Genomic DNA, 2182 nt, shown 5'->3' on the forward strand with positions numbered 1-2182 from the left:
GCAGGCGGCCTCGTCACAGGGCGGCGTCAACGCGGCCGCGGCTGTCGCGGTGACGCTCGCCACCGCCCGGGCCGAGTCGCGCCTCGCCGCCGGGACGACGATCACCTCGACGGGGCTCGTCTCGCTCGCCTCACTCGCGAACGTCGATGCCACCTCAGCCGCCGATGGCTCTGCCTCGCAGGGCGCCGACGCCACCATCGGCGCCGCGGTGGCGCTCACGCTCGCCGACGTGGTGAACCGTGCGATCGTGCCGGTCGGAGCGTCGGTGGCGGCCCATGATCTGACCGTGCAGACCGGCGTCCAGCCGTCGGGTGCCGACACGGTGTCGGCGTTCGGTGCCCGGTCGGTCGCCGGCGCGGGCGGCGGAAAGGTCTCGGTCGCGGGCTCGTTCGCCCTGGCGGTCGTCACGCACACGACGCTCTCCGCGCTCGACGGCGGCGTGGTGCTCACGGGCGGCGACGCCACCGTGAGCGCGACGAGCGCCGTCCGCTCGACGGTCTCGGCGCTGCCGGCCGGCGCGGGCGTCACGGATGCGGGCGATCTCGGGGTCGGGGCATCCGTCGCGCTGAACCTCGTCACCGACCGCACCACCGCGCAGGTCTCCGCCGGCGCGACGATCACCGGTGCCCGCGACCTCACGCTGGCGGCGACCGCGGACTCGGGTGCCGTGACCGAGGCGCGCATGGGCGCCGCGGGAGGCGACGTCGCACTGTCGCCGGCCGTCGCCGTGACGTTGTCGACCGTCGCCACCGCCGTCGTGCTCGGCGCCGGCGCGCCGATCGGCCTGTCGCGCAGCCTCTCGGCCACCGCCACCCAGAAGGCGCGCGCGGCGACCACGGCCTCGGCCGCCGTGCTCGGGGCCGGCGACGCCGGCGTGGGTGTCGGCCTCGCGCTGACGATCAGCGGCCACACCGTCACGGCGCTGCTCGCCCGCAACGTCACCGCCGCCGCTGACGCGAGCCTGCGTGCGTTCGGCGTCTCGTCCTCGTCGGCGACGGCCTCCGCCTCGGCCGCCGGAGCACCGGAGAACTCCGGCGGCGGGGGAGGCGCCGGCTCGGGCGTCGACCAGGCCGTCGAGGCCGAGCGCTCCCACGCATCGTCGACGTCCGCCGCGAACGGCGGCGCCGCCGCCGCCGGCTCCTCGGCTCCCGCCGCGGAATCGTCGCAGGGCGGCGTGAACGCCGCGGCGGCGGTCGCGGTGACCCTCGCGACGGTGACGGCGGAGACGTCGGTCGCCGCCGGCGTGGTGCTCACGGCGGGCGCCACGACGATGCTCGCCTCGAGCGCGAACACGGATGCCGCGTCGGCGGCCGACGGCTCGGCCTCGCAGGGAGCCGACGCCACCATCGGCGCGGCCGTCGCGATCACGCTCGCCAACGTCGTCAACCGCGCCGCGGTTCCCGCCGGCGTCAGCGTCACCGCACGGGACCTCATCGTCTCGGCGACCGTCACGACGGACGGCGCCGATCAGACCTCGACCGTGTCGGCGCAGTCGGTCGCGGGAGCAGGCGGGGGCGACGTCTCGGTGGCCGGATCGTTCGCGCTCGCCGTGGTGAACCACTCCACGCGCGCCGGCATCGACGGCACGGTGGCACTCACCGGCGACGCCGCCGTCACCGGCGTCAGTGCCGTGTCGAGCACCGTGAAGGCACTCCCGGCGGGAGCCGGCGTCACCGACGCCGGAGACTTCGGCTTCGGGGCATCCGTGGCTCTCAACCTCGTCACCGGCACCACCCTCGCCGAGGTCGCCGACGGGGCGACCCTCACCGGCGCGCGGCACCTGACGCTGGGCGCCACCGCCGCCGACACCGCCGTCACCGAGGCGCGCATGGGCGCTGCCGGCGGCGACGTCGCGCTGTCGCCGGCGGTCGCCGTGACGCTCTCGAACGTCACCACCTCGACCCGCGTCGGCACCGGCGGGCTGCTCTCGCTGAGCGGCTCGCTCACCGCCACGGCCACGCAGAAGGCCTCGGCTGCCACCACCGCCTCGGCCGCCGTGCTGGGAGCTGCAGACGCCGGCGTCGGCGTCGGACTCGCGCTGACGATCGCGAACCACTCGGTCTTCGCAGAGCTCCGCCGCAGCCTCACGGCGACCGCCGACATCGCGCTGAAGGCCTCGGGTGTCTCGTCGTCCGCCGCGTCAGCCTCGGCTTCTGCGGCGGGTGGTCCCCGCCACGGCGCC

General features: G+C 76.4%; 1 protein-coding gene. It reads left to right on the top strand.

The features are described 5' to 3' along the window. Positions 1-2182, top strand: a 2182-nt coding sequence (locus ACI3KY_RS20200) for a beta strand repeat-containing protein (RefSeq protein WP_404931906.1), incomplete at both ends; no start/stop codon positions are given.

The organism is Microbacterium sp. ZW T2_14, from assembly GCF_044987405.1.
GTDB lineage: Bacteria > Actinomycetota > Actinomycetes > Actinomycetales > Microbacteriaceae > Microbacterium.